Source organism: Pseudomonas sp. H3(2019) (assembly GCF_007713465.1).
Lineage (GTDB): Bacteria > Pseudomonadota > Gammaproteobacteria > Pseudomonadales > Pseudomonadaceae > Aquipseudomonas.
Window position 1 is genome coordinate 1 of record NZ_VMSG01000001.1, and the last position, 26,957, is coordinate 26,957.

Genomic DNA, 26,957 nt, shown 5'->3' on the forward strand with positions numbered 1-26,957 from the left:
CCCATGTCTTTGAGCAACAGCACCTCTGGCCCCAGGGGGCTGGTGATTTTTGCCAGGCGTGAGAGTTGCTTGAATAGCATCAGGTATCCCTTGTTACTGCTGGATTCCTTCCGTAGGAGCTGCCAAAGGCTGCGATCTTTTGACTTTAAAAGATCAAGAGATCGCCGCCTTCGGCAGCTCCTACAGAGGGGGTCGCCGCTTAGGCGGCGTCACTGAAGTCGTAGTGCAATTCGTTGTCCCGGGCGCTGATCCGCACCCCTGCCAGCGCCTTGCCTTCGAGCATGCGGGTGAGGAACTCGCGGCTCATGTCCGGCAGCAGGCTGTTGGTCAGGATGGTGTCGATCATCCGCCCGCCACTTTCAGTTTCGGTGCAACGGGAGACGATCAGGTTGATCACCTCATCGTCGTAATCGAACGCCACTTTGTGGGTGTTCTCCACGCGCTTCTTGATGCGGTTGAGTTGCAGGCGGGTAATGGCCTTGAGCATCTCGTCGCTGAGCGGGTAGTACGGAATGGTCACCAGGCGGCCCAGCAACGCCGGCGGGAAAATCTCCAGCAGCGGCTGGCGCAGGGCCTTGGCGATTTCTTCGGGCTCGGGCACGTTTTGCGGGTCTTTGCAGACCCGGGCAATCAGCTCGGTGCCCGCGTTGGTGGTCAGCAGAATCAAGGTGTTCTTGAAGTCGATCACGCGGCCTTCGCCGTCCTCCATCACGCCTTTGTCGAAGACCTGGAAGAAGATCTCATGCACGTCCGGGTGGGCTTTTTCCACCTCGTCCAGCAGCACCACGCTGTAGGGTTTGCGCCGCACGGCTTCGGTCAGCACGCCGCCTTCGCCATAGCCGATGTAGCCCGGTGGCGCGCCCTTGAGCGTGGACACCGTGTGGGCTTCCTGGAATTCGCTCATGTTGATGGTGATGACGTTCTGCTCACCGCCGTACATGGCTTCGGCCAGGGCCAGGGCGGTTTCGGTCTTGCCCACGCCGGAGGTGCCGGCGAGCATGAACACGCCAATCGGTTTGCTTGGGTTGTCGAGGCCGGCGCGGGAGGTCTGGATGCGCTTGGCGATCATCTGCAAGGCGTGGTCCTGGCCGATGATGCGTTTCTTCAAGTGCTGGTCGAGGTTGAGCACGGTTTCCAGTTCGTTACGGGCCATGCGGCCTACCGGAATACCAGTCCAGTCGGCGACCACCGAGGCCACGGCCTGGTAATCCACAGTCGGCAGGATCAACGGGGTTTCGCCTTGCAGGGTGCTGAGACGCTGTTGCAGGTCCACCAGTTTTTCGCGCAAGGCATGGCTGGTCTCGCTGCCATCCTCGCTGTCCACCACACCGACGCGCTCGCGCAGGGTGGCGCGGGTGGCGAGCAATTCGTCCACCAGGGTCTTCTCTTCGGCCCAACGGCTTTCGAGTTCGACCAGGCGTTCGCGCTCGGCGGCCAGCAGGTTTTCGCTGTTGCTCTGGCGGGCGCCGATGACGATGCCGATGGCGTGCTCGCGGGCGATGATTTGCAGCTCGGTTTCCAGCGCCTCGATGCGGCGACGGCTGTCGTCCACTTCGGCCGGCACGGCATGCAGGCTGATGGCGACCCGGGCGCAGGCGGTGTCCAGCAGGCTCACGGATTTGTCCGGCAACTGGCGCGCCGGGATGTAGCGGTGAGACAACTTGACCGACGCTTCCAGGGCTTCGTCGAGGATCTGCACCTGATGGTGTTTTTCCATCGTCGAGGCCACGCCACGCATCATCAGCAACGCCTTGTCTTCTGACGGCTCGGCCACTTGCACCACCTGGAAACGACGGGTCAGGGCCGGGTCTTTTTCAATGTGCTTCTTGTACTCGGCCCACGTCGTGGCGGCCACGGTGCGCAACGTGCCCCGGGCCAGAGCCGGTTTCAGCAGGTTGGCCGCATCCCCGGTACCGGCGGCGCCACCGGCACCGACCAGCGTGTGGGCTTCGTCGATAAACAGGATGATCGGTTTCGGCGACGCCTGGACGTCTTCGATGACCTGGCGCAGGCGCTGTTCGAATTCACCTTTCATGCTCGCGCCGGCCTGCAACAGGCCGACATCGAGGCTGCGCAGTTCCACGTCCTTGAGCGCCGGCGGCACATCTCCGGCGACGATGCGCAGGGCAAAGCCTTCGACCACCGCGGTTTTACCGACACCGGCTTCACCGGTCAGAATCGGGTTGTTCTGCCGACGACGCATGAGGATGTCCACCAGCTGGCGGATCTCTTCGTCACGGCCGACAATCGGGTCAAGCTTGCCGCTGCGGGCCTGCTCGGTGAGGTCGACGGTAAAACGCTTGAGCGCTTCCTGCTTGCCCATGGCGCTGGGGGCCATGGCGCCGCTGGCTTCACCGGGCACGCTGCCTGCGTTGAAACCATCGCTGGCGCTGAGCGCATTTTCCGGCGAGTCGCCGACGTATTCGTCGAACCGCTCGCTCAGGGCCTCGACCTTGATCTTGTCAAACTCTGCCGACAGCCCGAGCAGCCCGTGGCGCAGGCTCGGCGTCTTGAGGATGCCCAGCACCAGGTAACCGGTACGCACCTGGCTTTCGCCGAACATCAGGCTGCCGTAGACCCAGCCACGTTCCACGGCTTCTTCCACATGGGAGGACAAGTCAGTGATTGATGTCGAGCCCCGTGGCAAACGATCCAGGGCTTCGGTCAGATCTCGGGCCAGGCGCGCCGGTTCGATATTGAACTGGCGGATAATGCGGTGCAGGTCCGAGTCCTGCAATTGCAGCAACTGATGAAACCAGTGGGCCAGCTCCACATAAGGGTTGCCACGCAACTTGCAAAACACGGTGGCGGCTTCGATGGCTTTGTAGGCCACGCTGTTGAGTTTGCCGAACAACGCGGCGCGACTGATTTCACCCATGCTCATGGCTCCTTGAGGTCTGTGAGGTGTTGGCTTGCTCGGCGTAATGCCGGGCCAGTATTAAATCCTTGGCATCTGTTTCGGGCCGGCCCAGCCAGGTATTGAACCCCAGACGGAAGCGGCCATTGAGTTGCAGCGCCGGTACTTCGGGCTGTTCCAGGATCAGGTTCAAGTCCCAGTCCAGTTCATGGCCCAGGTATTCGGCCACCCAGGCCACCAGCTCATTGAAGGGTTGGCTGCCGGGCAGCATGCCCATGTAGTCATCGAGCTTGAGCGGCCCCAGGCGAATGCGGAATTTGTGCTGGCGATCCCAGACGTAACGACCCAGGCAAAAATCCATGCCCAACTGATGGGCGCTGACGCCCACGCGGCTGCGTTCCGGCAGCTCCAGCCATTGGCCGACGTACTCCTCGATCTCAACCGGCAGGCCGAAGTATTCGCTGATAATGGCCTTCAGGCCGTCCGGGTAGCGGGTTTGTGCCGACAGATGACCGCTGTAATGCAGCTTCGCCGTGTCGGGGATCAGCCCTTGTTTGAGCAGGCTCGGCATACCCCGGCCGCTCAGTGCCGCCAGGCGTGCCGACCAGTAGTCATCGTCCGGGCGATCATGGCTGACCGTCGGTCGCGCTTCGGCCCAGGCCCGATAAAACAGGCTCAGCAGGCGATGGTGGAACACATCCAGGAAGCGTTTGCTGGTGCTGTCGGCGTTGTTGCGCTGGCGTTCGCGCACATACTCAGTGATGTGCAGCGGCAACGGGCCGTTGGGGCCGCCGAGGCCGAAAAAGAACTGCTCCAGCCGCGCTGGCGCACCGTCGATACCCGGCTGTAGCGAGGCCAGGGTCGCCGGGGCGAAGGTGCAATCGGCCTGTTGCCCAAGGCGCAGCGGATCATCGGCCAGGCGCAACGAATGGCCCAGGCGCGGCAGTTCAGGCGATTCGCACTCGATGCGCCGCAACGCCTGGAAGAAGTCATATTCCCAGGGCTCCTGGTGCATCGCCTCCAGGGTACTCACAGGGTCGGACGGCGTCCGGGCTTGGCTTTCCATCGCATGATCTCGCCGCGTTCGGTGGTACGGATCACCGTCTCGGTAAAACTGTTGATCGACACGTAGCGTGCCAGGAAGCGCTCGAACACTGCGCCGAGCAAGAAAACCCCGGTGCCGCGAAACGCGTTTTCATCGAATTCCAGGGTGATCTCCAGGCCACGGCCAAATACGATCGGGCCCGGCATTGGCAAGCGTCGGGTGCAGGCCTTGCTGCTGACTTCGCGCAGGCCTTCGATCTGCAATTGCAGCGCCGTATCGTTGCTGTCGCCGTACAGGCGCAGCAGTTCGCGCAGGGCGGCGGCGCCCTGGCCTTGCTCGCTGAGGGACAGGTAGTTCAGCGAAAGCTGGCTGATCAACCGCCAGGCCTTGGCGTCATGGGCATGGCTGGCGCGTGGGCGGCTCGGGCCTGCCACGCACCGCACCGCCGCTACAGGTGCGCTGTCTGCCAGGGTGAAGTCGGTCTTGCCATTGCCCACGCTCATGAACAGCGGCAGGTCGCGGTTGGTGCATAACGCCGTTACGCCCAGTTGGCGCAGGTCGTGGCGATAGGGTGCCTGCTGGCTGTCCACCAGGCTGACGAAGGTTTCGCTGCCGATGTAAGTCGAGCGCGGGCCGTTGCGCCGCTGGCCGCTGGACAGCACACGTGGTTCGCGCCGCACCGTGTACCAGGCCTGATCGCGGCCGTAACGAGACGGATCACGTACCGTATAGAACGGCAAAAAAGGCTGCTCTGAGCCGGTCCCATGGCCGGTGAGGGTGGTCAGGGAATGGATCTCGAAATCCATCGGCCGGGTGCGGTCGGCGATCACATGGTGTTCATGGACCCGTTCCGACAAGTGGATGCGATCCAGGCGCTTGGGAAACAAGTTGATTGCCGGGGTGCAGAACGGCAGGAACTGCGCGGCACCGACACTGCCTTCCAGGCTCGGATCGTGACGGTCGAACAGCACGATCAATTCCAGTTCCTGACCGTCGCAGCGTTTGACCGCACGGTTCAACTGGGTGAAGTCGACAAACAGAAAGCGCTGGGGCAGGGCGAAGTATTCCTGCAACAGGCGATAGCCCTGGAAGGCTCGCGAGACCACTGGCAGCGCGGCGTCGGTATCGTCCAGTCCCAGGGGGCACAGTGCGTCCTGTGGCAGGCGTTCCACCCAATCGCTGCCGGGTTGACGGGCGAACACGGCGCAGGTGTTGCCCAGTAGTTGTTCGTAGAGGCGGAAGGGCTGCTCGTCGGCGCCGCTGAGGTACAGCGGCAGGTTGTCCAGGGTCAGGCTGTTGAATGGCAGTTCGGCCCCGGTACGCAGGGTCAGGCGCAGGCCGGCCTTGGCCTTGGGTTCACTGGCGGCCAGGCGCCCGAGCACGGCGGACGGGTTGCCGAAGTACTCGGCCCGGCTGACCTGCAGCGGCCACAACGTCACCGCGTGGGCGGTGCGGTACTCGCAGCAGGTTTGGGTTTCGCGACCCAGGGCGGCACGCAGGACCGTGTCCCGGGGCAGCGGGAAGCCGCTGCTCAGCGAGCCTTCATCGGGGTCGGCCTGCAGTTGCACCACGGTCATCGACGGTGTCGGCGCCAGGTAATGGGGGTAAGCGATTTCCAGCAAATTGTGGGTGAAGGTCGGGTATTCGGCGTCGAGCTTGAGCTGTACTCGCGCCGTCAGGTAGGCGAACCCTTCCAGCAAGCGCTCGACGTACGGGTCGGCGCAGTCCATACCGGACAACGTCAGCCGACTGGCGATTTTCGGGTATTCCTGGGCGAACTCCGCCGCGCTTTCGCGCACGTGGAGCAACTCCTGGTTGTACAGTTCCAGCAGGCGCGGGTTCATGAACGTCTCCGCTGCTCGGCGTTGACCACCCGCACATGGCCGGATTCCAGGTCCAGGTCGGTTTGCAGCATCAGGCGCAGCGGCACTGGCTGGGCCCAGAGATCGCCTTCAATCTCGAAACTCAGGGCGTTGTGGTTCATTTCGGCGGACGCCCGGGCCCGCACGCGCAGGGTATGGCGCAGAATCCGCGGTTCGAACGTGGCGATGGCCTGGTGGATCAGTGCTTCAAGCGCCGCGATATCGACGTTCGACGCACTGTTGCCGGCCAGGGCTGGCAACCCGAAGTTGACCACCGAAGTACCGGCCGGGGTGTGCAACGTCGCATCGGCGCCGAGCAATGAAGTGGTGTTGAGTAGCCACGCCAGATCACGCAGCACCGAGGCTTTCAGTTGGGTCAGGGACAGCACGCGCTTGTCGGCGCTTTCCTTGAGATTGCTCGGGTCGTCGTCGGTCAACCGATCCAGCAGGGACGGTTGCAGGCGATCGCGGGTGGCGATTTCGGTTACCACGAAAAAAGGCCCACGAAATTTTTCTGGTCAACGGCGCCTAGCATGCAACGACCGCCGTTTGTTTGGCACAGGCATAAAGGCTCAACGGCAGACAGCTCGACAAGAGGGATAGCAGCGTTCGTTTGATCATTTCAGTTCCCGGAACCAGACCTGCTTTGAGCGATGCGCTTGGTCAGCGAAATCGCCTGTGACCCTACCGCGATTCCATAGATCGGTAGGGTCGCCGCTACTCGCCTTCAAGCACCCCCGACGCATAGCACCGGGGGCGCCTTCGATTACGCCTTGACGTTCTGACGGATGTTCCAGCCGAACTTGATCGGGCCGCCGTCTTTGGTGCCGTCGGCTTTCTGCGGCTGGTAGTCCACCAGCACCTTGGCGAAGTTCAGGGTGACGTTTTCGGTCAGGCGATCATCGCTACCCGAGCCGCCGGTGCTCAGGGAGGTGATCAGTACTTCTTCCAGGTTGATGATCATGTACTCGACCTGGCTTTCGCCGCCGGCCTTGCGCACGGTCAGTTTGACCTTGTCGATGTGCTTGCCGGCGGCGCAGTGCATCATCAGGTTCGGCGAGGCCTTGTCGACATACTTGGTCAGCGACAGGTCCTGGACATTCACCTTGCCCGCACCGCCGCCACCACCCGTGTGCATATTGCCGGACTGGGACATGCCCCAGCTCCAGTTCAAGACGTCGATTTCATCCTTGTGGGCCTTGTCCATGGACTCGCCCTTGATGTCGCCGATCTTGATGAAAATATCAACAGCCATGTTTTCTCCCTGTGTGGTCTCTACCACATTGTTTGGTTGACGCCGATCTTGCGAAAATTTCTACGTTGATCGTTCCCACGCAGAGCATGGGAATGATCAAGGACAGTCTTACGCGCCCTTGGCCGAAGGCAGCTTGGATACCAGGCGCAGCGACACGGTCAGACCTTCGAGCTGATAGTGCGGGCGCAGGAAGAACTTGGAGGTGTAGTACCCCGGGTTGCCTTCCACGTCCTCGACGATCACTTCGGCCGCAGCCAATGGGTGCTGGGCCTTGGTGGTTTCGGTGGAGTGCGCCGGGTCACCGTCGACGTAGTTGAGGATCCAGTCCTGCAACCAACGCTGCATCTCGTCCTTCTCTTTGAAGGAGCCAATCTTGTCGCGCACGATGCACTTCAAGTAATGGGCGAAACGGCAGGTGGCAAACAGGTAGGGCAGGCGCGCGGCCAGGTTGGCGTTGGCGGTGGCATCCGGGTCGTCGTATTCGGCCGGTTTCTGCAACGACTGGGCGCCGATGAACGCGGCGAAGTCGGTGTTTTTCTTGTGCAGCAGCGGCATGAAACCGTTCTTCGCCAGTTCCGCTTCACGGCGGTCCGAAATGGCGATTTCGGTCGGGCACTTCATGTCTACGCCGCCGTCATCGGTCGGGAAGGTGTGAGCCGGCAGGTTTTCCACTTCGCCGCCAGATTCCACGCCACGAATGCGCGAGCACCAGCCGAAGTGTTTGAACGAGCGGTTGATATTCACCGCCATCGCGTAAGCGGCGTTGGCCCAGGTGTACTTGGAGCTGTCGGCGCCGTCGGTGTTTTCTTCGAAGGCGAAGGCTTCCACCGGGTCGGTCTTGGCGCCGTAGGGCAGGCGCGCCAGGAAGCGCGGCATGGTCAGGCCGATATAGCGCGAGTCTTCCGATTCACGCAGCGAGCGCCAGCCGGCGTATTCCGGGGTGGTGAAGATCTTGGTCAGGTCGCGCGGGTTCGACAGTTCTTGCCACGAGCCCATGCCCATCACGGTCGGCGAGGCGGCTGCGATGAATGGCGAGTGCATGGCGGCGCAGACTTTCGACAACTCGCCCAGCAACTCGACATCCGGCGGCGACTGGTCGAAGTAGTAATCGCCCACGAGGCAACCGTAAGGTTCGCCGCCGAACTGGCCGTATTCTTCCTCGTACATCTTCTTGAAGATCGGGCTCTGGTCCCACGCAGTGCCCTTGAATTTCTTCAGGGTCTTGTGCAGGTCGGTCTTGGAGATGTTGAGCACGCGGATCTTGAGCTGCTCGTCGCTCTCGGTGTTGTTGACCAGGTAGTGCAGGCCACGCCAGGCGCTTTCCAGTTGTTGGAAGTCCGGGTGATGGATGACCTGATTCACCTGAGCGGTGAGCTTGGCGTCGATAGCGGCAATGATCGACTCGATCGACTTGATCGCGTCGTTGGACACCAGGTCGGTCTGCGCCAGGGCCTGTTCGGCCAGGGTGCGCACGGCGGTCTCGACGGCTTCGCGAGCGCGGTCGGTCTTGGGTTTGAATTCTTGCAGCAGCAGGGAGGCGAACTCGCTGGCTTCTTCGGTGGTGCCCAGTGTCTGAGCGTCTGCACGTACTGAATCGGTCATGATCATTCGTCCTGATTAAGCCTGAGGCTCGGCTGGCTTCGGCGCACTGGCAAGTGCCTGGAGCAGCGCCGGGTCCTTGATGGCCTTCATGATGATTTCTTCGGCGCCAGTCTTGCCGTCCATGTAGGTCAGCAGGTTGGCCAGTTGGGTGCGTGCTTCGAGCAGCTTGTTCAGCGAGTCGACCTTGCGCGCCACGGCGGCGGGGCTGAAGTCGTCCATGCTTTCAAAGGTGATGTCCAGGCTCAGGTTGCCTTCGCCGGTCAGCTCGTTGGGCACGTGGAACGCGACGCGTGGCTGCATGGCCTTGAGGCGCGAGTCGAAGTTGTCGACGTCCACTTCAAGGAACTTGCGATCGGCAACAGGGGCCAGGGGCTCGGCCGGCTTGCCGGCGAGGTCAGCCATAACGCCCATTACGAAGGGCAACTGGACCTTTTTCTCGGCGCCGTAGAGCTCGACGTCGTACTCGATCTGCACTCGAGGCGCGCGGTTGCGCGCGATGAATTTCTGAGAACTTTGCTTCGCCACGTTGCTGCTCCTGGTCGCTCAAGCGACGGTGTTGGCGTCATCGGTGGTACCGGTGACGTGACTGCGTGATCCTTTCGCTTTTATTCGCTATCTGGTCCGCGCAGGTTTTCAAATTGGCTCATGCCGTCGGGAATCAGGTTGCGCACGATGGCCGCAAAGTCGGCGTGCACCAGATTCTTTGCCCGGTTCAACAGCACCGGCAGCGGGCTGGAAGGCTCTTGACGCGTGTAGTACGCAAGAATCCGGTCCAGGCTGCGCAGCACGTCGTCGCGGTTGTTGATTTCGCCAGTGCCGGAACTGCGCGGTGCGCTCGGTGCGGTGGCGTATTCAACTGGCGCGGCGCTGTCATCGCTAATGGCATCGGGCAGGGGGCCGTCGCCGCTCTGGGGGGCGAACTGACCGAGGATCTGCAGGGCCATTTTGATCGGCTGCTTCAACGGGCCAAGGTCAACGCCCTGGGCGGAACCGACGTATTCGCTAACCTGTTGCTCAATGGTCTCGGCGGCATTGCGGGCCTCGTGCAAGGCTTCGCGGGTGATTTCCAGTTGCTCGGGATCGCTGCCGAGGAACGCCCCGGCGAGTTGCTCGGAGCCGAGGTTTTCGTCAGGGAAGCTTTGCAGGCCGCTGGCATTGGCGGCGGCGCGCAGGCTGACAGGGCCAAAGGTACGCGAGCGGGCCAGGATGCTTTCGCGCAGCAGGCGGATGGTGGTATCCGACGTCAGGCCGGCAAGGGCATTGATGCGCACGGTAGGATCGTTGTCGTCATCGGCATCCAGTCGCGGATGCAGGTCGGCCCAGTATTGCTTGAGTAATTCGCCGATCAGCGTCAGGACGCGGGCCAGGCCCGTGACGCCTTCGAGGGCAAGGGAACTTTGCAAAAGGAAATGGGTGATACGCAGGTCTTTACTGCGTTGCAACAAATCCAGGCTTTGCTGCTGGATGCTGCTCCATTCAGGGGGTTCGGCAGGCAATATCGAATCGCCCATGCTGCGCTCGGGCTGGCCGCGGGAGTCGCGTTCCAGGCGCAAGAATGCCTGGTCATATTCCAGATCTTCACCGCAAGGCGAAGTCTCGGAAATGGCGGCGAGCAGCGAAGGTACTTCCACTGAATCTGATCTCCCTATCGCCCGCTGACAGAGTCGGGCATTTCACACGCGAGTTCGCGATGGAACTTTACATGTTTCCTTGACGGTAATTGCTCTTTTGAGGGGCAGTGATCTTGAAGTGCCGTCGCACATATTCAAGAAGTTGCGCATTTTTGGTGTAGTACTTATGCCTTGTCAAGGTAAGCTATTGCCCTGCGTGACAGATGTGAGGTGCTTAACAACCCGCGCGACCGATGGGTCGAGGCGGGCATTAATGCAGGTTTTTTGTCACGCAAGCCGGTTAAGATCAGCAATCATGCTGGTAGAAAGGCGTTTTCGACGTTGTTTGCAAGGTATGTCGGCGAGTCACTCGGGCGTAGGCCCCCACTCGCCTGCGCGCAAAGTGTTCAGCAAGGAGGCGAGATGTCGCTGTGTTTGACTATCACTAGTTATCACAAAATTACCCCAGGTCAGTGCTCTGAAAAATCCATGGACCAGGGCGTGATGGCAATTGGCCGTAATTCTGATAATGACTGGGTATTGCCTGACCCTCAGCGCCTTATTTCCGGCAAACATTGCGTTATTCAATACAAAGATGGCCGCTACTATTTAACCGATAACAGTACTAATGGTGTGGAATTGGTCAAGGCCGGCATTCGTCTGCGCAAGGGAAGCAGCGAGCCGTTGCAGGATGGCGAAGTTATCCGTATCGGTGATTATGACATTCAGGCGCGCATCGATTTCAGTCTGCCGGTGACTGACGGCAACCCTTTCGCCGATTCGTCCAACAGCTTCGAGGCCCTGATGGGGCGCCAGGGCGCTGTTGTGAATACGCCGACGTCGTTGCCCATGACATCGCCTGCACATTTCCAGGGCGGGTCGGCCATGGACACAGTGTCGGACCTTTTCGACTTTCTGTCACCGACCAGCGTCCCGCCTGCCACCCAGCCCGACCATGTCCCGGCCGAGCAGCATGACTTCCGCCCACCGACCCCGATCTCCAACCCGGCGCCCGTGGCCGTGCCTGTAGCGTTGGCGTCGGCCCCGGTGATTCCGGAAGATTGGGACCTGTTCAGCGGCAAGCCTGAGCCGATGGCGGTTGCCCCGCTGCCTGTCGCCCCCTTGCCTGTTGCAGAGGTTACGCCGTCACCCGCGCCTCCAGTCAGCACGCCGATCGCGTCGGCACCCCTGCGTGAACCGCCCGAGGCCATCGTCGAACGCGAGGTCAATCCGGTCAGCCCAGCCGACGATGCTCAACCCGACCTGTTGCAAGCCTTCCTGCGCGGCGCCGGGCTGGATCAGTTGCGCCTGGACAAGGCCCAGGCCGAAGCGCAGATGGAAAGCATCGGCCGCAGTTATCGGTTGATGGTCGAAGGCCTGATCGATGTCTTGCGCGCCCGCAGTAGCCTCAAGGGCGAGTTCCGCATTCAGCAGACGATGATTCAACCCGTGGAAAACAACCCGCTGAAATTCGCTCCCAACGTCGATGAAGCCTTGCTGTTGCTGCTGCGCCAGAGCAATCCGGCGTTCATGGCGCCGGACCTGGCGGTGCGCGATAGCTTCGATGACTTGCGTGCCCACCAATTGGCGGTGATGGCCGGTGTGGAAGCAGCGATCAAGCACCTGCTGGCGCGCTTCGAGCCGGCGCAACTGGAAGAGCGCATGGGCAAGCCCGGTGGCCTGTCGAGCATTTTCAATGGCTCGCGACAGGCCCAGTACTGGCAGCAGTTCGCCGAGCTCTACAGCAAGATTTCCCGCGAGGCCCAAGAGGATTTCCAGGACCTGTTCGGTCGGGAATTCAGCCGCGCCTACGAAGAGCACAGTACAAGGCCGCGCCGCAGCTGAGCACCGACTCATAACGCCATACACAGCAATGAACGGAACAACGGATAGCTGAAACGTCATTGAGGACGCAGGATGATTCCCAGGTTTTTACTCGCAGTTGCCACCGCGCTTCTGCTGACCGCGTGTGCGAAGGATACGGCCAAACCCCAGCCCGAAGTGGCTGAGGCCGAGGCCGAGGCCGACACCGCCGCCGTCGAGTTGCACTTCCACGCCATCGCCGGGCTCAACCCCGGTAGCACCGGCCAGCCGGCCCCGGTCCGGGTGCGCATTTTCGAATTGAAAAATGCCGCCACCTTCGGCCGTTCCGATTATTTCGCCCTGGCCGAACGGGCCCAGGCGACGCTCGGCGCGGATCTGCTCGACCAGGACGAAGTGCTGGTCGAGCCCGGCCAGCAATTGAGCTTGCAACGCGACCTCGACCCAGCCACCCGCCACATCGGTGTGCTGGTGGGGTACCGCGAACTGGATCAGGCGCAGTGGCGCACGGTGATGAATGTTCCGCCGCGCCAATACACCGAATACCAGATCAGCCTCGATGTGCGCGCCGTGCGCAGCGCCGTCGTTGTTCCCCCATCCAGCCCTGCCCAGTAAGCAATCGGAGCCCCCATGTCCTGGAACAATCGCGTGGTCTGGTCGGAAGGCATGTTCATTGGAACGCAGCACTTCCAGCAGCATGACCGTTATCTGGAAAACCTCATCGACGCCCGAAGCCGCCCGTTGTCGGCCGGCGCCTGGGGTTTTTCCGAATTGCTGATTGATCAGGGGCTGTTGGCCCAGGGCAAACTGGCAATCATCTCGGCGCGGGGCCTGTTACCGGACGGCACGCCATTCAACATTCCCCAGGATGACCTGGCGCCGAGCCCGCTGAATGTCGATGCCGACCTGCGCGATGGCCTGGTGTACCTGGCCTTGCCGCTCAAGCGTGCCGGAGCGCGTGACACTGTTGATGAAGGCGAAACCCCGGGCGCTGCGCGCTACGTGAGCCAGGTGCGTGAAGTACGGGACGACAACGCGCCGTTCGAAAACCGTGCGCCGGTGGCAGTAGGTTCCAGGGCGCTGCGATTGTTGATTGCCGAGGATGGCATCAGCGACTATGCCGCCATCGGCCTGGTGCGAATCAAAGAGAAGCGCGCCGACCGCGCCCTGGTGCTCGACGACACTTACATCCCACCGCTGCTGGATGTATCCGCCTCCAAACCCCTGGCCGCGTTTCGTAGCGAGCTGCTGGGCCTGCTTCATCAACGCGGTGAAGCCCTCGCCGGGCGGGTGGTCGCTTCCGGTGCCGGCGGTGCCTCGGAAATTGCCGACTTCATGCTGCTGCAACTGGTCAACCGCGCTCAGCCGTTGATCCAGCACTTGAGCCAGTTGAGCCCGTTGCACCCCGAGCGGTTCTACAGCGAGTTGGTGAGCCTGGCCGGTGAGTTTTCGACCTTTACCGCTTCCGGGCGGCGACCGCAGGAAAACCCGCAGTACCAGCACGACAACCTGGCGCTGAGTTTTGCGCCGGTGATGCAAGCCCTGCGCGAGGCGCTGTCGATGCTGATCGACAGCAAGGCCACGCCGATTCCGATCGTCGAAAAAGCCTACGGCATTCATGTGGCAATGCTGGCTGACAAGGCCCTGCTCGACAGCGCCAGTTTCATCCTGGTGGTGCGCGCCGACGTGCCTGCCGAGACCCTGCGCAGCCACTTCGGCCAACAGAGCAAGGTCGGCTCGGTGGAGCACATCCGCAACCTGGTCAACCTGCAATTGCCGGGCATCGGCCTGCTGCCGCTGCCGGTGGCGCCACGGCAGATCCCGTATCACGCGGGCTCCACCTATTACGAACTCGACCGGGGCAGCGAGCATTGGCAGCAACTGGCCAACTCCGGAGGATTTGCGTTCTACATCGCGGGGCAATTCCCGGGGCTGGACCTGGCTTTCTGGGCGATCCGAGGATAAACCGCAATGAACAACGACGATCGTACCCAGTTCATGCCGACACCCGGTGGCCGTGGCGCCGACCCGGCCCGCCCGGATCCTGGTCGCGCCCAGTCCGCGCCGCTTTCGATGCCGGCCGCGCCGGTGTTGACCGGTAAAGCTGAAGGTCTCAACCCTCTGGAGAGCGCCGCGGGCCCGCTGCTGGCTTTGATGACCCGCTTGCGCAACACCATTGCCCACCCGGCGCCGGCGAGCCTGCGGGCGCAATTACTGGCCTACCTGCGCCAGTTCGAGGAACGCGCCGAGGCCGCCGGTGTGGTGCGCAACGATGTGTTGCTGGCCCGTTACGCCCTGTGCACTGCGCTGGATGAAGCGGTGTTGAGTACGCCGTGGGGCGGCAGCAGCGACTGGGGCAAGCAAAGTTTGCTGATCACCGTGCACAACGAAGCCAAGGGCGGCGAGAAGGTGTTCCAGCTCTTGGAGCATTGCCTGCAAAGCCCCCGCGAACGTTTGTATCTGCTGGAGCTGTTGTACCTGTGCATGTGTCTGGGTTTCGAAGGGCGTTATCGGGTCATCAACGACGGTCGCAGCCAACTGGAGGCCTTGCGTGAACGCACCAGTGCGGTCATCCGCAGCGCCCGTGGCGACTATGAGCGTGAACTGTCGCCGCATTGGCGCGGCGTCGCCGTGGCCCGCGACCGGCTGGCGCAATTCATGCCGCCATGGATCACCGTGGCCATCGGCGTGGCGTTGCTGCTGGCACTGCTGTTCGGCCTGCGCTTGAAACTGGCCGCCGATGCCGAGCCGGTGTTTAAAAATATCCATGCCCTGGGCGAGATCCCGGTGCAGGCGATCGACCGCCCGGTGGTGCAACCGAAACTGATCGAGCGCCCCCGCCTGGCGGGCTTCCTTGCCGATGAAATCAAGGCCGGTCGGGTGGCCGTGGAAGATGCCGTTGATCGTTCCGTGGTGACCATCCGTGGCGATGAGCTGTTCGCTTCGGGCAGCGCCAGCATCGTCGACAATTTCCAGCCGCTGATGCTGCGCATCGCCGAGGCCATTCGCATGGTCAAGGGCCAGGTCCGGGTGACCGGGCACAGTGACAATCGCCCGATTGCCACCCTGCGGTTTCCATCGAACTGGGCCTTGTCCGAGGCACGGGCCACTTCGGTGCTGCAAATCCTTTCGGCCAAGACCGGCCAGCCCGAGCGCTTCAGCGCCGAAGGCCGCAGCGACACCGAGCCGCTGGCCTCGAACGCTACGACAGAGGGCCGCGCACGCAATCGTCGGGTCGAAATCACAGTATTGGCGGAGGGGGTCGAGTGAAGGCGTTTTTGAGTTTTATCGTCCGCTGGGTCATTCCGTTGCTGGGGCTGATAGCCCTGAGCCTGATCATCTGGTTTGTCGGGCCGCTGCTCGAATTCCTGGTGCCCGAAGGCCGGCGCTGGGCGCTGATCGTTCTGGTGTTCTCGGTGTGGATCGCCTACCGGGTGTTTCGCATCATTCAGGCCCGCCGTCAGGCCGCCGAAGTCATGCGCAGCCTGGCGGCGCAAACCCCACCCGACCCGACCAGCATCGCCACCGCGCAAGAGCTCGAAACCCTGCGCCAGCGCATGGACGAAGCCTTGGCGCTGTTGAAGAAAGCCAAGCTGGGCGGTGATGAGCGTCGCAATCTCTACGAACTCCCTTGGTATGTGATCATCGGCCCGCCGGGTTCGGGCAAGACCACTGCGCTGGTCAATTCCGGGCTGCATTTCCCGTTGGCGGCGCAGTTGGGCGCCGGGGCGGTACGCGGCGTCGGTGGCACGCGCAATTGCGATTGGTGGTTTACCGATCAGGCCGTACTGCTCGACACCGCCGGGCGCTATACCACCCAGGACAGCGACGCGACGGTGGATAAAGCCGCGTGGCTGGGCTTTCTCGGCCTGTTGAAAAAACAGCGGGCCCGTCGCCCGATCGACGGCGCGTTTATCGCCATCAGCCTTTCCGATCTGCTGCTGGGCAGCGACGCCGAGCGCGCCGCTCATGCCGCCGCGATCCGCCTGCGTATCCAGGAGTTGTACAGCCAACTGGGCGTGCGTTTTCCGATCTACCTGATGCTGACCAAACTCGATCTGGTGCCGGGGTTCATGGAGTATTTCGATACCCTGAGCAAGGAAGAGCGGACCCAGGTCTGGGGCATGACCTTTGCCCTGGACGACGGTAAAAGCAATGACAGCCCGCTGGCCCATCTGCAAAGCGAATTCGCCGGCCTGGAACAGCGCCTCAACGATCGTTTGGTGGAGCGTTTGCAACAGGAACGCGACCCGGCGCGGCGCGAGCTGATCTACGGCTTCGCGCAACAGTTCGGCGCGTTGAAGGATTGCCTGCAAAGCTTCCTTGAGGGCGTATTCAAACCCAATGCCTTTGAAGAGCGGGTGCTGTTGCGCGGGGTGTATTTCACCAGCGGCACCCAGGAAGGCAGCCCGATTGACCGGCTGATCGGCTCCATGGCCCAGAGCATGAACCTGGACCGCCAACATCTGGCGCGCCAGAACGGCACCGGGCGCAGTTACTTCATCGAAAAACTCTTCAGCGCCGTGGCTTTTGCCGAGCGTGGGCTGGTGGGGGTGAACCCGAAAGTCGAACGTCGGCGCAAGTGGATCACTCGGGGTGTGCTGGCCTCGACTGTGGCCCTGGTGCTGGTGGTCGGGACCTTGTGGGTGGTCAGCTACCGCGCCAACCAGGCGTATATTGCGCAAGTCGATCAGAAAGTCGTGCCCCTGGGCCAGACCCTGCAAAACCTCAGCCCGGCCCAGCGGGACGTGCTCGCCGTATTGCCGTTGCTCAACGCGGTGAAGCACCTGGCCGGCGACGCGCCGAGCTGGGCCGAAGGCCTGGGCCTGTATCAGGGCGACATGCTTGAAGCCGAGTCCGGCAGCGTCTATCGCAAGCTGTTGATCGCGGTCTTTGCGCCACGCTTGCTCACGCGCATCGAAGAGCAACTGCATGGCGGCGGCAATTCGGACTTCCTTTATGAAGGTCTGAAGGCCTACCTGATGCTCGCCGACAGCGAGCATTACGATGCCGACTTCATCAAAGCGTGGATCGCCCTGGACTGGGACCGCAATCTGCCGCGTGACTTGCCGGCCGAGCAGCGTATGGCCCTGGCGGAGCACTTGCAGGCCCTGTTCGAGCGCCATCCGCCCACTGCACGTCTGGACCCGCGCCTGATCGACGACCTGCGTCGGCAGTTGCAACAACTGCCGGTGGCCCAGCGTGTCTACGACCGGGTCAAGCGGCAGAAACTGCCGGACGGCATCCCGGACTTTCGTATCAGCGAAGCGGCCGGGCGCGACGCGGCGCTGGTGTTCAGCCGCAAGAGCGGCAAGCCGTTGGGCGAACCCTTGAGCGGCTTCTTCACCGCCAAGGGTTATCGCCAAGGGTTTTTGCTCAGCAGCCTGAACCAGACCGGCACCCTGGCCGAGGAGCAGTGGGTGCTCGGTCGCGACCAGGCAGACCAGCAGAACGTCGCCAGCCTGGCCGCCGACGTGCGTCGCCTGTATTTCCAGGATTACCAGCGCCAGTGGGACGCCTTGCTGGCTGATATCGACTTCGTGCCGATCACCAGCGTGGCCCAGGCCGCCGATGTGCTGAGGGTGATTTCCGGCCCGAGCTCGCCGTTGAAAAAACTGCTGGTGGCGGTGGCGAAGGAAACCGACCTGCAACAGGAAGAGCGTCTGCTGGCCGCCAAGGGTGCGCCGGTGGAAGGCGGGGTCGACAAGCTCAAGGAGCGCCTGGGCACCTTGCTCGGCCATGAGCAGGCGACGCAAAACACACCGGTGTCCAGCGAAGATCCCATCACCGCGCATTTTGCTGAACTCAACAGCATCGTCAGCAAAAACGAAGGCGAGCCGGCGGTCATCGACGGCCTGCTGGCCGACATGAATGCGTTGTATGTGCAGGTCAGTGCCATGGTCGGCGCCAGCGGCGACGCCTTGCTTGGCGAAGCCAAGAACCAGGCCGCAGCGGCCGCGACACGGGTCAGCCTCAACGCCGAGCGTCAACCGGCGTTGGTGCAAGGGCTGGTCAAGTCGGTGGTCAACTCCACCACCAACACCATGATGGGCGGGGTACGCAATCAACTGAACGCGGCCTGGACCAGCGAAGTGTTGAACATCTATCGCCAGTCCCTGGCCGGGCGTTATCCGATGTCGCCAGGCAGTGCGCGAGACGCGACTCTCGACGACTTCGGCCAGTTCTTCGGCGTGGGCGGGGTGATGGACAACTACTTCCGCAAGTACCTGCAGCCGTATGTGGATACCTCGACCCAGGCCTGGCGCTGGCAACCGGGCGCTGCGCAGAAGCTCGGCATCGCCCCGGGCGTGCTGCAAACCTTCCAGCGGGCAGCGACCATCCGGGATGCATTTTTCCGTTCCGGCGGCACCCAGCCGATGGTGCGCTTCGAACTCAAACCCGTGGCGATGGACGCCAGCATCACCCAGTTTTTACTTGACCTCGATGGCCAGCAATTGAGCTACGACCACGGCCCGAGCCGTCCGACCGCCATGCAATGGCCCAACGCCGGCAGCATCGGCGTGGTGCGGATCTCGATCATGCCGCCTTCGGCCAGTGGTCGGTCCGGCATCACCCTGGATGGCCCCTGGGCCTGGTTCCGTCTGTTGGAGCAATCAGACCTGACCGCCGGCAACTCGCCGGATCGCTTCAACCTGCGGCTGCGGGTCGACGGCGCCAGCGCCTCTTACGAGCTGCGGGCCAACAGCGCCTTCAACCCGTTCAAGAGCCGTGTGCTTAGTGGTTTCAGCCTGCCGGAGCGGTTATGAGCACTCCGGGTTTCTATGGAAAGTTGGCCAGTCGCGGGGACTTTGTCAGCCGTGGCTTGCCGCAGAGTTTTATCGGCCCCTGGGATTCGTGGCTGGCGGCGGGTCTGCTCGCCAGCCAGACCAGCCTCGGGGACCGTTGGCTGGACGCCTATCTGGTCAGTCCGCTGTGGCGCTTTATGGTCGGGGCCGGTGTATGTGGGCCGCAGGCCGCCGTTGGCGTGGTGATGCCGAGCATCGATCGAGTTGGCCGGTATTTTCCGCTGACCGTCGCGGTGCTGCTGGATCACGACGCTGACCCAGCGTCGGTGGTGGGCCGTTCGGATGTCTGGTTTGAACAGGTTGAGCAATTGCTGTTGAGCACGTTGAGCGTGGAGGCAAGCTTCGAAGCCTTCGGTGCAGGCCTTACGACGCTGGGCAGTCCGGCTTGCCTGCCACGCACGCCAAGCAGCCGGTTTGCCGGCCTGCATCGCTTTGCTGCCACCGACCCGAAGGCGCGAATGACTGCGCTTGCCGAACAAGCCTGCGAAGGCGCAAGTCTGTGGTGGGGCCAGGGTTCGGAGCGTATCGCCCCCGCTTTATTGCGGTGTCAGGGCCTGCCTGTCGCCGCCGATTTTGCGCAATTTTTGCTCGGCCAAGAAGGTGTTGTGTAGATGCGTCCAAGCGCTGGAAAGACGTTCAAGTCTGCAAGCAAAAGCCATGTCGGTATGGTCCGCCAGGTGAATGAAGACGCTTGCCTGGACCTGCCGGAAAACGGCCTGTGGGTGGTCGCCGATGGCATGGGCGGGCACGCGGCGGGCGACTACGTCAGCAGTCTGATCGTCGACAGCGTGCGCAGCATTGCCGTGGGCCGATCGCTGGACGAATACGCCGCGGCGCTGAAAAACGACCTGCTGCGGGTCAACGCCGCCGTGCGCGAAGAAACCGCCAACCGTGGCGTGATCATGATGGGCAGCACTGTGGTGTTGCTGGCGACGCGTGACTTGCGCGGGGTGTGTCTGTGGGCGGGCGACAGCCGCTTGTATCGCCTGCGTGACGGCCTGCTCGAAGGCATCTCGCGGGACCACAGTTACGTTCAGGATTTGCAGGACAGCGGCTTGCTCAGCGAAGCCGAGGCCCGGGTGCATCCACGGGCCAATATCGTCACCCGCGCCATCGGGGTCGATGCGCAACTGGACTTGGCGATGGTCGAGCTGCTGTTGATGCCCGGCGACAGTTACCTGTTGTGCAGCGACGGGCTGAACAAGACCGTCGAGGACCATGAAATCGCCGAGGTGCTGAACCACGACGACGCCGGGGAAATCGCCAGCAGCCTGGTGTCCCTGGGCCTGATGCGCGGTGCTCCGGACAACATCACCGTCATCGTCGTGAAGGTGCCTTCATGAACCCGACCGTGAACATTCTGATTCCGGGCTACGACATCGACGGTGAGATCGGCGAAGGCGCCATGGCCAGCGTTTACCTGGCGACCCAGCGCTCGCTGGAGCGCAAGGTGGCATTGAAAATCATGGCCGCCGCGCTGGCGGCCGACCCGAGCTTCTGCGAGCGCTTCCTGCGAGAAGGCAAAACCCTGGCGCGCCTGTCTCACCCACATACGGTCACCATCCATGACATCGGCAATGTCGGTGAGCTGTATTACATGGCCATGGAATACCTGCCCAACGGCACGCTCAAGGAGCGCATCGCCGCCGGCCTGACGCCGGAGCAGGGCCTGATCTACATCCGCCAGATCGCCTCGGCCCTGGGCTATGCCCATGGGCTGGGACTGGTTCATCGCGACGTCAAACCAGCGAACATTCTGTTCCGTGCCGATGGCACGGCGGTGCTCTCGGACTTCGGCATCGCCAAGTCCCTGGACGACCGTACTCAGTTCACCCAGGCCGGTTTCGCCGTCGGCACGCCCAGCTACATGAGCCCGGAACAGGCGCGCGGCCAGGACATTGACGGTCGGGCCGACCTTTATGCCCTGGGGGTGGTGCTCTACGAAATCCTTGTCGGCAAACTGCCGTACACCGGCAACGATGCGCTCTCCACGGCCTTGGCACATTTGACCGAACCCTTGCCGGAGCTGCCGGTGCACCACGGTCGTTATCAAGAGGTGCTGCGCCAGCTGTTGGCCAAGGATCCGGCCGACCGTTTCCCGGATGCGGCGGCGCTATTGCGGGCGCTGGATAATCTGCCCGGGGAATCGGTTGAAGCAACCACGATCCGGCCGTTGCCGATTCCGGCGTTGCTGAAGTCGACCGGCGATGACCTGGCGGGATTGACGCCGGTGTCTATCGACATACCCAGCGGCCCTGTGCAGTCGCAACCCCGACCCACGCCAACTCCGCCAACCGTGAAGCCGACGCCGCAGTCCTCGATCTCGGAGCAACGAAAGAGCCCCATGTTCGCACTCGCTGCCGTCGCGGTGGCCGTGGCGCTGGCCTTGGGCGGCGTGGGTTATGGGTGGCTGGGCCGTGATGCTAAAGTCGATGCCGACGTGAAGCCGCCGCTGGTTTCCGCACCGCCAACCTCTACACCCCTGGTCAATACGCCGCCCGCCGTGGCGGCGATGGAGGTCGATGGCGGTCAGCGTCCGCTGCTGATGGCCGGCAAAAAAACCTTGTTCCAGCGGGTGCTCAGCAAGCCGGGTGCGACGCTCGCCAGCGAAGCGGGGGCCGCGCCTGGCAAGGCCTTGCCGGCGTTTTCCGTACTTTACGTCTATCAGCGCAAAGAGGTTGATGGCAGCCCTTGGCTGCGTGTCGGCGCGGCGACTGACGGGCGCAGTGACGGCTGGTTACCGGCCGCGCAGGTCAGCGACTGGAAGCAAAGCCTAGTGCTCAAGTTCACCGAACGCTCCGGCCGTGCGCCGGTGATGTTTCTGCGTCAGGCCGGCGACGTGGAGAAGCTGCTGGCCGACCCGTCAGCGGCAAAAAACCTGCTGCTCAAGACCCAGCAAAACCCCGAAGACAATCAACGCGTGTTGGCCCTGGAACCGGCCGCGAGCGCGGTGCCGCAGAACCAGTTTTACCTGTTGCCGATCTTTGATTCGCGCGAGAGTTTCGATGAGAACGGCCAGCCGGTGCAGTTGCTGAACGTGGCGTCCATCGACCCCGGTAATGCTCCGAAGGCTGCCGCCAGCAACACGCCAATCATTACCGCCAACGCCGACGCATTCCGCACCGCCGTGGTACTGGTGCTCGATACCACCGTGTCCATGCAGCCCTACATCGATCAGGTGCGCGAGGTCGTGCACAAGCTGCAAGCCCGCATCGCCGAGCGCGGCGAGCAGGACAGCGTCAGCTTCGGCCTGGTGGGGTTTCGCAACAGCATCAAGAAAACACCGGGTCTGGAATACGTCGCTAAAACCTTGATCACCCTGGAACAGGGCCGCGACCCACAGCGCTTCATGGAGTTGGCGCGGCAGGTCAAGGCGACCACGGTCTCGAGCCATTCGTTCAACGAAGATGCGTTTGCCGGTGTGATGGAAGCGGTCGAGGGCATGGATTGGTCCGGTTATGGTGGGCGCTTGATTCTGTTGGTCACCGATGCTGGCGCCCTGCGCAAGAACGACCCGTATGCCTCCACACAAATGAACGAGGCCGAAGTGCGTCAGGCTGCGCTGGGCAAGCAGATCAAGATCTACGCCTTGCACTTGCTCAGCGACGCTGGCAAGAAAACCCACGCCGGTGCGCAAAGCCAATATCGCACCCTGACCGCCGACGCCAACCCGCAGATCGGCGACCTGTACATTCCGGTACCGGGCGCCGATGTGCGCAAGTTGGGTGAGCGGGTGGACGAGATCGGTTCGGTGTTTGCCGACCTGGTGCATCAGGTGCGCAGCAACACGCCGCAAACCGTGCCGCTGCTGAGCGCCGCGCCGAGCCTGACCGACAAATCGGCAGCCGTCGGCTACGCGATGCACATGGACTTCCTGGGGCGTAAAGCCGCCAGCCAGGCGCCACAACTGGTCAGCGCCTGGACCGCCGACCGCGACCTGACCAACTCGGCACTGCCGGCGTTCCAGGTGTGCGTGATGCTGACCAAATTGCAGCTCAACGACTTGCAGCAATCGCTGAAACTGATCGTCGATGCCGCCCGCAAGACCCAGACCTCGCCGAAGAATTTCTTCCAGGAAATCGCCAGTGCCAGTGCCTACATGAGCCGCGATCCTTCGGCCTTGCGCAAGGGCGGCAATCTGGCCGATGGCGGGGTTCTGGGTGAGTACCTGGAAGGGCTGCCCTACCGCAGCAAGTCGTTGAGCATGACTCAGGACTTGTGGCTTTCCCTGAGCGTGGCCGAGCAGGAAGACTTTATCGACGAGCTGGATTCGAAAATCCGCCTCTACGAAACCTTCCATAACGACTTGGCCAACTGGGTGCGTTTCGGCGATGCCGAGCCGGGGGATGCCTTGTACCGCGTTCCGTTGTCGACGCTGCCGTGATGCTGAACATGAGCGCGGTGCACAAGAGCCGGGGCGCCGGCAGCCAGCGCTACAGCCTGGTGATTCCACGGCTGCAACTGCGTGCCGGTGAACAACTGGCGGTGGTTGGTCCCAGCGGTTGCGGCAAAAGCACGTTGCTGGATTTGCTGGCGCTGGTGCTGGCTCCGGATCAGGCCGGGCAGTTTGATTTTGCGCCCGACCAAACCAGGACAGACATCAGCGGGCTGTGGCGCGCAGATGCGCAAAGCGCCTTGGCGGACCTGCGCAGCCGACACTTGGGCTATGTACTGCAAACCGGTGGCCTGCTGGATTTTCTGGACGTGCGCGGCAACATCGACCTGTCGCGCAAACTGCTCGGCTTGAAAGACGACGGCAGCGTGGATCGTCTGGCCGGGGCGTTGGATATCGCCGATCAACTGGGCAAAAAACCGGGTGACTTGTCTGTCGGCCAACGGCAACGGGTGAGTTGCGCCCGCGCCCTGGCCCATGGGCCGCGTCTGCTGCTGGCCGATGAACCGACCGCCGCCCTCGATCCGCTGAACGCGGAGCGAGTGATGCAATTGCTGGTGACCCAGGCCCGCGAACACGGCGTGTGCTGCGTTGTCGCCACCCACGACGAGTCGCTGGCACGCGCCAGCGGTTTGCAGGTGCGGCGCATCAGTTGTCGTCGCGACGTCGATGGCGGCGTCACCGCCACCCTCGGGGAGGCCTGCTGATGCGCAACACGCTAGTGGCTTCCCTGGCCTGGCAGGATTACCGCAACGATGCATGGCTGTCGGCCTGTTCGGTGCTGGCGCTGGTGGCGGTGGTCGCGCCGCTGCTGGTGCTGTTCGGCTTGAAATTCGGCCTGGTCAGCAGTTTGACCGAACGCTTGGAAAACGACCCGGCCACTCGGGAAATCATCCCCCTGGGTGGCGGCCGGTTCAGTGCCACGTTTATCGCACAGTTGAGCCAGCGCAGTGACGTGGCTTTCGCCTTGCCGCGCACCCGACAGATTGCCGCGACGGCGGATCTGACCGCTGGCGCCGCGACGGTGACCGTCGAAATGATCCCCACCGCCGGCAACGACCCCTTGCTCGGCAGTCTTCCGGTGCCCCAAGGGCTGGATCAGGTACTGCTCAGCCAGACCGCCGCCGAAAAGCTCGGGGCCAAGGCCGGTGATTGGCTGGTGGCCAGTGTCGGTCGGCAGGTGGCCGGTCGTGGTGAAGCGCAACGCACTCGCGTCCAGGTGCTGCACGTTCTGCCGCTGGAAGCCTTCGCCCGGGATGGATTGTTCGCGCCCTTGACGTTACTGGAAGCGGCTGAAGATTACCGCGACGGCCGCGCCGTGCCGGCGTTCGGTTGGCCAGGCGATGCGGTGGGCGTGTCGGAGCAGCGGGTGTATCCGGCGTTTCGCCTGTACGCCCGCAGCCTCAAGGATGTCGAGCCGCTGCGCCAGTACTTTGCTGCGCAGAACCTGCTGGTCTCGACCCAGGCCCAGACCATCGCCCAAGTGCAATCGCTGAGCCGCAACCTGTCGATCGTGTTCTGGATCATCGCCGGATTGGCCTTGGCGGGAGCGTTCGCGGCGATTTTTGCCGGCGCGTTGGCGGCGGTCGAGCGCAAACGCCGAGACTTGTCGGTGTTGCGCCTTCTGGGGTTTTCCACGGCGGCGTTGCTTTTGTTTGTGGTGTTGCAGGCGCTGTACAGCGCCGGCCTTGCCGCCCTATTGAGTGCCGGGCTGTATGGCCTGGCGCAATCGGGCCTGAACCATTTATTTGTGCAGATGCCAGGCGAGTACGCCAGCCATCTGCTGGCGCGTCACTACGCGTTTGCCTTCGTGGCCGTGCTCGGCGTCAGCGCTGTGGCAGCGGCTTGTGGTGGCTGGCGAGTGGCGCGTATCCAGGCGTTTGAAGGAATCCGAGATGTATAAGTTACTGGGCGCCGCTGTGGTGCTGAGCCTGGCCAGCATGGGCATGGCTGGTTTTGCGAGTGCCGATGAAAGCACAGACAAACTGGACAACCCCAAGCCGTTACCCGATGACGTCAGCCTGCCGCTGCCGTGCGAAGGGCAGATGGTGTTTCGTTACGTCTACATCCTGGCCCAGGGCACTCTGGACGACCGCGAGATCAGCCTCGGCTATCCATTCAGTGAGGACGAGGCCGGTTATCAACAGTCGTTCATCTCCGGTTACCGCCGGGACTTTATCAACGGCCAGTTCACCCTCAAGGATCTGCCCAAGGATTGGGGCAAGACCATCACGCCGTTGATGCCCAAGACCGACAGCAAGACCCCGCTCAAACCGATGCTCTATTTCATCGGCAAATACGAGGTCACCGCCCGCCAATACGCCGAGGTCATGGCCCAGGCACAATCGTTGGCCAGCGGCGAGCCGGCACCGGCCTGCGAGGCCTTGCAAGCCGAGGTCCCGCAAGGCATGGCCGGGCGTTTGCCCAAGGTGAAATTGTCGCGATTCGAGGCCGAACGCTTCTCTGCGGTGTACAGCGCCTGGCTGACGAAATACCACAAGGAGCTGCTACCGGTGAGTGGTCGCGGCACCTCGGCTGAAGAGGGCGGGCTGGGTTTTGTGCGCTTGCCGACCGAGGTCGAATGGGAATTTGCTGCCCGTGGCGGGCAGGCCGTTAGCCGCCAGGAACTGGAAGGACGCCTGTTTCCCCGTCGTCTGGAAGGCAGCGAAGGCGACGGGCCGCTGGCGGACTGGGCGGTCTTCAACCAGGTTGCCGGTGGCACTGGCCAGGCAGCGCGGCTGATGCCGATCGGTACCAAACTGCCTAACCCTATCGGCCTGTTCGACGTGATCGGCAACGCCGCCGAGATGGTCCAGGAGTCCTTCCAGCTCGTGCACGCCGGACGTCGCCAAGGTGCCTACGGCGGCTTCGTGGTCAAGGGCGGTAACTACCTGGAAGGCGAGGGCACCTTGTTCACCGGGATGCGTCGTGAGTACCCGCTGTTCGCCGCCGACGGCACCGAGCAAAGCAACGAAACCACCGGGTTCCGGGTTGCGATTGGCGCGTTGTCGGCGCCACGTTCGCGCTACAAGGAACTGTTTACCCAATGGCAGAAAGAAGGTCGGCTGGCTTCGCTGACCGATGCCATCGACGACGCCCAGGACCCGACCAAACGCCTGGACAGCATCATCTCCGCCAGTATCGACCCGCGCCTGCAAGCGGAGTTGGGGCTGGTCAACGAAGAGCTCAAGCGCAACGTCTCGCTGATCGCCCAGCAGCGCGAGGAAGCGGCTGGCAACCTGATCCAGTCGGCGGCCCTGGTGGCCGAGACCGTCAACAACTACAACATTCGCCTGACCAATTTGCAGAAGAGTCGCCAGCAGGCCGTGGACGCCAAGGACGAGGCCAGCGCCAAGCTGTTCGCCACGGCCATCGACAACGGCCGCAGCGCGCTGGACGGCGCGGTGGCGATCTACATCGACAACCTGGCAACCGGCACGCGCTACACCGATGCCGTGATCCAGGCGCAGCTTCAACGTATCAAGGAAGAGTTGGATCGCAAGCCAGTACTGGGCAAGAGCCTGGTCACGCGCGCGACGTTATTCGTGCGCCATGTCGGTGATTATCGTCAGCAACGACGAGCCGACCCGGCGACGATATTAAAGGAATTGCTCGCATCGAGCGCTCAGCGGTCTTGATCGTTCGTTGTACAGCAAGCTTGGAAGGGACTCAGGCGGCGATGGGCCGTGCTGAGCTGGTCAAACTT

General features: G+C 62.7%; 19 protein-coding genes. 11 read left to right on the forward strand and 8 right to left on the reverse strand.

All coding sequences use genetic code 11. The annotated features are described in order from the left end of the window. Positions 1–199: 199 nt before the first annotated feature. From tssH to tssA, 8 genes are all read right to left on the reverse strand, one after another. A complete protein-coding gene (tssH, locus tag FPT12_RS00005; protein WP_145014092.1) occupies positions 200–2,878 on the reverse strand; it encodes a type VI secretion system ATPase TssH in 2,679 nt (892 codons plus the stop codon). After that, positions 2,871–3,923, reverse strand: a complete 1,053-nt coding sequence (gene tssG / locus FPT12_RS00010; protein WP_145014093.1) for a type VI secretion system baseplate subunit TssG — start codon at positions 3,921–3,923, stop codon at positions 2,871–2,873. The genes tssH and tssG overlap by 8 nt, the downstream gene beginning before the upstream one ends. Further along, a complete protein-coding gene (tssF, locus tag FPT12_RS00015; RefSeq protein ID WP_145014094.1) occupies positions 3,887–5,746 on the reverse strand; it encodes a type VI secretion system baseplate subunit TssF in 1,860 nt (619 codons plus the stop codon). The genes tssG and tssF overlap by 37 nt, the downstream gene beginning before the upstream one ends. Beyond that, positions 5,743–6,255, reverse strand: a complete 513-nt coding sequence (gene tssE, locus FPT12_RS00020; protein ID WP_145014095.1) for a type VI secretion system baseplate subunit TssE — start codon at positions 6,253–6,255, stop codon at positions 5,743–5,745. Before tssE ends, tssF begins: the two co-directional genes overlap by 4 nt. A 275-nt stretch (positions 6,256–6,530) precedes the next feature. Continuing rightward, positions 6,531–7,019: a type VI secretion system tube protein Hcp gene (locus FPT12_RS00025; RefSeq protein WP_054594707.1), complete on the reverse strand. Its 489-nt coding sequence runs from the start codon at positions 7,017–7,019 to the stop codon at positions 6,531–6,533. Positions 7,020–7,127: 108 nt separating this feature from the next. Beyond that, positions 7,128–8,621 (reverse strand): type VI secretion system contractile sheath large subunit, encoded by a 1,494-nt coding sequence (gene tssC / locus FPT12_RS00030; protein ID WP_054598202.1) that lies wholly within the window; start codon positions 8,619–8,621, stop codon positions 7,128–7,130. 15 nt (positions 8,622–8,636) lie between these two features. Further along, positions 8,637–9,146: a type VI secretion system contractile sheath small subunit gene (gene tssB, locus FPT12_RS00035; RefSeq protein WP_007894500.1), complete on the reverse strand. Its 510-nt coding sequence runs from the start codon at positions 9,144–9,146 to the stop codon at positions 8,637–8,639. A gap of 80 nt (positions 9,147–9,226) precedes the next feature. Next, entirely contained in the window at positions 9,227–10,252 is a 1,026-nt protein-coding gene (gene tssA / locus FPT12_RS00040) for a type VI secretion system protein TssA (RefSeq protein ID WP_145014096.1), read from the reverse strand. Positions 10,253–10,654: 402 nt separating this feature from the next. Here tssA and tagH point away from each other — a divergent pair, with 402 nt between their 5' ends. The 11 genes from tagH (at position 10,655) to FPT12_RS00095 (ending at position 26,889) form a co-directional block, all read left to right on the forward strand. Further along, positions 10,655–12,076 (forward strand): type VI secretion system-associated FHA domain protein TagH, encoded by a 1,422-nt coding sequence (tagH, locus tag FPT12_RS00045; protein ID WP_145014097.1) that lies wholly within the window; start codon positions 10,655–10,657, stop codon positions 12,074–12,076. Positions 12,077–12,148: 72 nt separating this feature from the next. Continuing rightward, positions 12,149–12,667, forward strand: a complete 519-nt coding sequence (tssJ, locus tag FPT12_RS00050; protein ID WP_145014098.1) for a type VI secretion system lipoprotein TssJ — start codon at positions 12,149–12,151, stop codon at positions 12,665–12,667. A 15-nt stretch (positions 12,668–12,682) separates the two neighbouring features. After that, positions 12,683–14,017 carry a type VI secretion system baseplate subunit TssK gene (tssK, locus tag FPT12_RS00055; RefSeq protein ID WP_145014099.1) on the forward strand — a complete coding sequence of 445 codons (1,335 nt, stop codon included), beginning with the start codon at positions 12,683–12,685 and terminating at the stop codon, positions 14,015–14,017. 6 nt (positions 14,018–14,023) lie between these two features. After that, positions 14,024–15,322: a DotU family type VI secretion system protein gene (locus FPT12_RS00060; RefSeq protein WP_145014100.1), complete on the forward strand. Its 1,299-nt coding sequence runs from the start codon at positions 14,024–14,026 to the stop codon at positions 15,320–15,322. Then, positions 15,319–18,819 carry a type VI secretion system membrane subunit TssM gene (gene tssM, locus FPT12_RS00065; RefSeq protein ID WP_145014101.1) on the forward strand — a complete coding sequence of 1,167 codons (3,501 nt, stop codon included), beginning with the start codon at positions 15,319–15,321 and terminating at the stop codon, positions 18,817–18,819. Before FPT12_RS00060 ends, tssM begins: the two co-directional genes overlap by 4 nt. Then, positions 18,816–19,469 carry a type VI secretion system-associated protein TagF gene (tagF, locus tag FPT12_RS00070; protein WP_145014102.1) on the forward strand — a complete coding sequence of 218 codons (654 nt, stop codon included), beginning with the start codon at positions 18,816–18,818 and terminating at the stop codon, positions 19,467–19,469. Before tssM ends, tagF begins: the two co-directional genes overlap by 4 nt. Next, positions 19,470–20,201 (forward strand): PP2C family serine/threonine-protein phosphatase, encoded by a 732-nt coding sequence (locus tag FPT12_RS00075; protein ID WP_178098562.1) that lies wholly within the window; start codon positions 19,470–19,472, stop codon positions 20,199–20,201. Continuing rightward, positions 20,198–23,242, forward strand: a complete 3,045-nt coding sequence (locus FPT12_RS00080; RefSeq protein WP_145014103.1) for a serine/threonine-protein kinase — start codon at positions 20,198–20,200, stop codon at positions 23,240–23,242. The genes FPT12_RS00075 and FPT12_RS00080 overlap by 4 nt, the downstream gene beginning before the upstream one ends. After that, positions 23,242–23,958 carry an ABC transporter ATP-binding protein gene (locus tag FPT12_RS00085; protein WP_145014104.1) on the forward strand — a complete coding sequence of 239 codons (717 nt, stop codon included), beginning with the start codon at positions 23,242–23,244 and terminating at the stop codon, positions 23,956–23,958. The genes FPT12_RS00080 and FPT12_RS00085 overlap by 1 nt, the downstream gene beginning before the upstream one ends. Next, positions 23,958–25,154, forward strand: a complete 1,197-nt coding sequence (locus FPT12_RS00090) for an ABC transporter permease (RefSeq protein WP_145014105.1) — start codon at positions 23,958–23,960, stop codon at positions 25,152–25,154. The genes FPT12_RS00085 and FPT12_RS00090 overlap by 1 nt, the downstream gene beginning before the upstream one ends. Beyond that, positions 25,147–26,889, forward strand: a complete 1,743-nt coding sequence (locus FPT12_RS00095; RefSeq protein ID WP_145014106.1) for an SUMF1/EgtB/PvdO family nonheme iron enzyme — start codon at positions 25,147–25,149, stop codon at positions 26,887–26,889. Before FPT12_RS00090 ends, FPT12_RS00095 begins: the two co-directional genes overlap by 8 nt. Positions 26,890–26,957: the final 68 nt, after the last annotated feature.